Consider the following 5,884-nt stretch of genomic DNA (forward strand, 5'->3'; position numbering starts at 1 on the left):
CCATCTAAACCTGATTCAAATAGAGAAACTATTCTTTGCGCTGGTTTGGCTACACACACTTTTGTATTTGTACTATCAAAAACACATATCGAATGGGCTACCAAGTTTTCTTTAGTTTTTCTACTTTGTTCAGATGAAGAACATCCACATAGAATGAGTAAAGTGAGTATTGAAACCAATGACTTCATTACAGCATCCAACGCACAATTACAGTGCAAAATAAAAAGACGTGTCTATTTGGTGCATTTTTCATATGAAAAAGACACCATAAAAGAGCAAGACGGTTTGAATCATCATTTATAAGTTAGTAAATCAAATGTTGTACTAAAGATAAGAGTAATTAAGCAAAAAAAATGCCAAAATTACAAAATAAACTTAATAATCATGCAATTGTAATTTGTATTTTAAAACTCAAAATATAGATAGCCCTATAAAAAACCTTTAGAACTTACATTCTAACCATTCAAATAAAATAATTTCTTAATATTTAATTTCAATCAAAAAGTTTCATATCTAACATTTCACCTAATAATGAGATCTCAAACCCATAAATTTAAAAAAACAAAACATATTAAACAAAAATATAATTATTTTTATTTTAAAAGCCTTTTAATTATTAATAAAAAACTATTATAAATAATATACTAAATATTTAAGTTTTTCTAAAAAATTACAGAATTTAAAATTAAATTTTTTCATTATTAATATTAAATATAAACCTTTAATAAAAACTTCTTTATATGCTAGATTAGATTAAGAATTACCCAAACCAAGGGTAAATTCATACATTACTAATAATCAAATATAAGAATATTAAACATGACAAGGATTTAAAATCATGAAGAGAAATTATTATATTTTAGGAACTCTATTGTGTGGTATGAGCTTAACGACTCATGCTGACTCACTACGAATAAGTGCCACGGAGTTTGCAAAAGATCCAGCCAAAGTAAGCGCATTACAAAAGGGTTTGGAAAAAATGCGAGCAAATAATAATGCTCCCCCTTTATCACCGGAGTTTCGTACAAGCTTTAATTACTGGGCCAATACACATGGCTATTTTGGTACAGGTAAACATGCAACAGACAAAGATTATTATGTTAATCAATACCGTATGCCACAGTGTTTAGAGATATATAGTAAAGCAGTATGTGACAGTTACTATAAGCATATTCAAAATTCACCAGTCCCAAATGATGGCTTTACCGATGACGTTTGGGGTACATGCCAACATGGCAATCTAAATTTCTTACCTTGGCACCGTATGATGCTTTATTTTTATGAGCGGACAGTACGTAAATATGTTGGGCAAGATTACTCTCTTCCTTACTGGGATTATTACCAAGAAAAAGCTGCTAATGGTAAAGGCTTAGCACTCCCTCAATTGGTCCGGGGTAAACAGGCTGGGACTTTATATGATCAGTACCGTACACCGGGTTTAAATGCAAATATCAGCGCCATCGATCCAGACAATGCCAGCGCTGCTCAAGCATTTAAATGGGATAACTTCACAGACTTCTCTAACCAATTACAGTCTCAACCCCATGGTGTCATGCACTGTGCAGTCGGTAAAAACTGTGTACTACCAGATATGGGATTTGTACCTATTGCAGGCTTAGACCCCGTATTTTATATGCACCATGCAAATATCGACCGCTTATGGCAATGCTGGTTAAATAAAAAAGCAAATGGGCAGCCAATTACGCTTGAATGGGCCAAGAAAAACTTAGGTATGCCAGATAGTTGGTATGACACCCGATATACCTTTGCAGATGAAAACGGCAACAAAGTTACCATGACGATTGCTGATGTATTCACCCCCGGTAAAATCCCAGTGCGATATACCAATGAAAATGCTTGTAAAGTTGAAGCTACTGTCATGAGTAGTAAAGGTGCTGAAAAAGCAAACCTATTTAAAGTGAATCATAAACCAGTTAGCAGTAATAAAAGCATCAAGCTTATGGGTGTAACTCAAAAAGTAGCTTTAGCCCCTCAAACTGCAAGTTTCCTAGAAAACTCAAGTCAACCTACTCAAACAAAGCTCTCATCAGGACAAACCTATTTAATATTAGATAATGTCCAAATGATTGGTAATCCAAATCTAACCTATAAGATTTATCTATCTCCAAAAAATAAACCAGACCAAAAAATTTATGTTGCCACAATTAACTACTTCGGTGTGTTAGATCATGACCACGGCGGACACCCAGGTCATATTGGCCAATTGGTCTATCAAGTCAGTGATCAAGTTAAGCAATTAGGCATGGCGGCTGAAGACTTAGAAGTGCAGTTTGTTGCTACTGATTTAACGCTTGATCAAGTGAAAGAAAAAGTAAGCTCTCAAGGCTTGAGTATTTCTCAGGTTCGCTTAGAAACATCAAAATAATAATTAAGGGAGAGGCCTGATTTTTTCAGGCCTATATTCATTATGAAAATAGCTCATTTAATATTATGCACGCCTCTAACTTTAGTGAGTTGGTGTGTATCAGCAAATAATTCTTCTGAACGTATATTAGAAGACCCACCCGATATGACTGTTGCACGTAAACATGTTGCATTACTTGCTGCCCCCAACCCGAAAGTTTCATCAACAAATACGCCGCAAATGCAATCTTCAAATGAAGCATTATTTACATGGGAGGTTAAAAAAACGAGGAACAAACTATGGAACCCAGCGACAAATCGTTATGACGAAGTTGTTTTACGTAGTTATCAAGGTACAGATACACAGCCCAATACACCTTATATTGCTCCAACGATTGAAGTATTTCCGGGAGAAACTGTACGAGCAAACTTAGATAATCAACTTGATATAGACCCGATTACTCACAAAAAATTTCCTAAAGACCCAAGTTGTACTGGCGATCATTTTGATGTGAATAAACCCCATTGTTTTGATGGCACTAACATGCACACTCACGGTTTATGGATTAACCCAGCAGGAAATAGTGATAACGTTTTAATTTCGATTAATCCGGGTGTTAATTTCCAATATGAATACAACATTCCACCCGATCATCCAGCAGGAACATTTTGGTATCACCCGCATCGACATGGTTCAACCGCTATTCAAGTTGCAAGTGGTATGGCGGGAGCTTTAATTATTCGTGGATATCGTCAACCTACCCCCAATAAGACAGGTGATTTAGATTTACTCACTTATGGTTTTAAAGAAAGAACCCTAGTTTTTCAGCAAATCCAATATGCTTGCTATGATGCTAACGGAAATATCGAAACCGATAGTAATGGCAACTATATTTGCCCAAACAATCAAATTGGTGAAATTAGAGATTATCAGGGGTTTGGTCCTGGTGATTGGGGGAAATCAGGCCGATATACGAGTATTAATGGCGAAATACAACCTTTCATTACTCAAGCGGTTGCAGGACAAGTTGAGCGGTGGCGAATGGTACATGCAGGTGTCCGTGACAGTATCAACTTAAGCGTTCGTCAAATGCAGAATATTCCTTCCAAGCTCGATTTGACCCCAATGGGTGAAAAGAAATTATTAAGTGAGAGTTGTACAGGGCCAATTGTAAGTCAGCATCTTATTGCAGCCGATGGCCTAACCTTTAAACAGGTTATGGATAAAACAGTTACGGTCTTTCAACCGGGTTACCGTTATGATGCATTAATGCAATTCCCACAAGAAGGTCGTTATTGTTTAGTTGATGAGGCGGCGTCTGCTTCGGCTAACGTAGACCGTACATTTTCGCAAAGACGCTTGCTGGGTATCATTCAAGTTAATAAAGCCACTTCAACACCTCAATCTTTAACAACAGCGTTAAGCAATAATGCAGCACGTAATATTGCCCCAGATATGCGTCCTGCTGTGCTTCAAGATTTACAACAAAATCTGAAATTCAGTCACTTTGTTCCTCATCAGGACTTACCAGCTACACCGTATAAACAATTTTTAGAATTTAATATTGATACAAATGCTGATCCAGTTCAGTTTCAGGTGAATGGAAAACCGTATCAACCAGATCGAATTGACCGTACGCTCGAGTTAGGCAAAACCGATGAATGGATACTCACCTCTAAATTAGCCAGCCACCCTTTTCATATTCATGTAAACCCATTTCAAGTCGTGGCAGTGTATGACCCTAACGGTAAAGATGTCAGTGATATAAACGCCGTGGATGACTATGACAAAACAGCTGCCCCTGACCCACAATACCGCGGTCTAAAAGGGACATGGAAAGATACTATCTGGGTTAAAAACGTACAAGGAGCCAGTTATAAAGTCATTGTTAGAACCAAGTACGAACGCTACATCGGTGACTTTGTATTGCACTGCCATATTTTAGATCATGAAGATCAAGGCATGATGCAAAATATTCGAATTAGTCTTTCTGATGGAAATGGTGGTATTTCCCAAGGCCATCATTAATTTGGGACTATAATACAATTTTATTCTAATAAAACCGCTTATCCTAAAATAAGTGGTTTTTAACATATTAATTCTGATATTTATGTCATCAGTTCTTGTAGAAAAATGTACGATAAAAATCCAGATTATTTAAATAATAAGTTGTTTCATTATTAAATATGTCATGTAAATAAGATCTTAAGGCGTAAGTAAAAAATATATAATTTACCAAGTAATAAAAACCATTTAATTATCAAACCAGACAATATGCCTAAGAGCTACTCAAATAATTTAATACTGGTTACAGCTCAATCAGCATCAAGATAAATAAGTCGTTATAATCCGCCCACCACCTGACAAACATTCTTTTCTGATGCTGACCCAATCATCCTTCTGGCGTAGTCTTTATCGTTTAATTCATATTTATGCTGGTATTTTTATTGCGCCATTTATCTTGTTCGCAGCAATCACTGGTTTACTCTATACAATTACACCTCAAATAGAGCAAGCGATTTATAAAGATGTTCTATATGTTGAGCCACTGAAGCAACCGCCACATATGCTGAGCCAGCAAATTGAAGCCGCAAAGCAAGTAATGCCTAAGTCTGCACAGGTGATTGAAGTTAGGCCAGCCCCAAGTGCTGACCAAACAACTCGTGTAATTTTCTCAGATCCTATACATGATTTTACGAGTGAAGCCGTTTTTATTGATCCTTTTACGCTTCAAGCCAAAGGCCATCTAGCGGTTTATGGTACCAGTGGGGTTCTGCCGTTTCGGACTACACTCGACCAACTACATAGCAATTTATTACTAGGAAAATGGGGTCGCTTTTATAGTGAACTGGCAGCAAGCTGGTTAGCTATTTTGACTTTAACTGGACTATATAATTGGTGGAAACGTCGTCAAAATCTTAAAATTAGACAAACAGAAAAAAATAGATTACTGAAATGGCATAGCACGTTGGGTTTAGCGTTATTCCCTCTCTTATTAATAATCGCCATTACGGGTCTTACATGGTCCGAGTGGGCTGGAGATAATATTCGAGTTGCTCGTCAATGGCTCAGCTGGCAAACCCCAACATTGGTAACTTCGCTTCAAGAAGATAATTTACCTACAGTGATGCACCATGAGCATCACGACATGCCGCACAGTGAAAACCTTAACCTAAATATTATTCCAAGTGAATATGATGCCGCTCTTGAAATCGCCAGAGTGCATGGCATTGACGCAGCACAAATACAAATCAAACCACCTACCAGTGGTAATCAAGCTTGGGAAGTCGCCGAAATTCAGCGTAAATGGCCAACTCAAGCAGACAGTATCGCAATTGATATGGAACACCACAAAGTCATCGATCAACTTGCGTTTAAAGACTACTCGCTGGTGGCAAAGCTCACTCGTTGGGGAGTTGATGCGCATATTGGTGTTTTATTTGGCTGGATAAATCAATTGGTACTAGCACTTTATGCTTTGCTACTGTGCATTATGATTATTTATGCATATAAGGCTGC

The 5,884-nt window shown here is 37.0% G+C and carries 3 protein-coding genes and 1 pseudogene; 3 read left to right on the forward strand and 1 reads right to left on the reverse strand.

All coding sequences use genetic code 11. From position 1 onward, the window contains the following. Nucleotides 1-188: pseudogene (locus UC75_RS20045) on the reverse strand (ABC transporter substrate-binding protein); the annotation flags it as partial. A 650-nt stretch (nucleotides 189-838) separates the two neighbouring features. On the opposite strand from UC75_RS20045, the gene UC75_RS03640 reads away from it, so the two are divergent. From UC75_RS03640 to UC75_RS03650, 3 genes are all read left to right on the forward strand, one after another. Further along, complete coding sequence (locus UC75_RS03640) at nucleotides 839-2,386, forward strand: tyrosinase family protein (protein WP_049836723.1); 1,548 nt, start codon at nucleotides 839-841, stop codon at nucleotides 2,384-2,386. Nucleotides 2,387-2,428: 42 nt separating this feature from the next. Beyond that, nucleotides 2,429-4,393 (forward strand): multicopper oxidase family protein, encoded by a 1,965-nt coding sequence (locus UC75_RS03645; RefSeq protein WP_049836724.1) that lies wholly within the window; start codon nucleotides 2,429-2,431, stop codon nucleotides 4,391-4,393. A gap of 352 nt (nucleotides 4,394-4,745) precedes the next feature. After that, a partial coding sequence (locus UC75_RS03650; RefSeq protein ID WP_228137060.1) for a PepSY-associated TM helix domain-containing protein occupies nucleotides 4,746-5,884 on the forward strand: 1,139 nt, incomplete at its 3' end.

It is taken from the genome of Acinetobacter sp. V2, from assembly GCF_001188385.1.
Lineage (GTDB): Bacteria > Pseudomonadota > Gammaproteobacteria > Pseudomonadales > Moraxellaceae > Acinetobacter > Acinetobacter oleivorans.

Coding starts and splice junctions, on each gene's coding strand:
- UC75_RS03640 (WP_049836723.1), top strand. CDS start 839: ATGAAGAGAAATTATTATATTTTAGGAACTCTATTGTGTGGTATGAGC.
- UC75_RS03645 (WP_049836724.1), top strand. CDS start 2,429: ATGAAAATAGCTCATTTAATATTATGCACGCCTCTAACTTTAGTGAGT.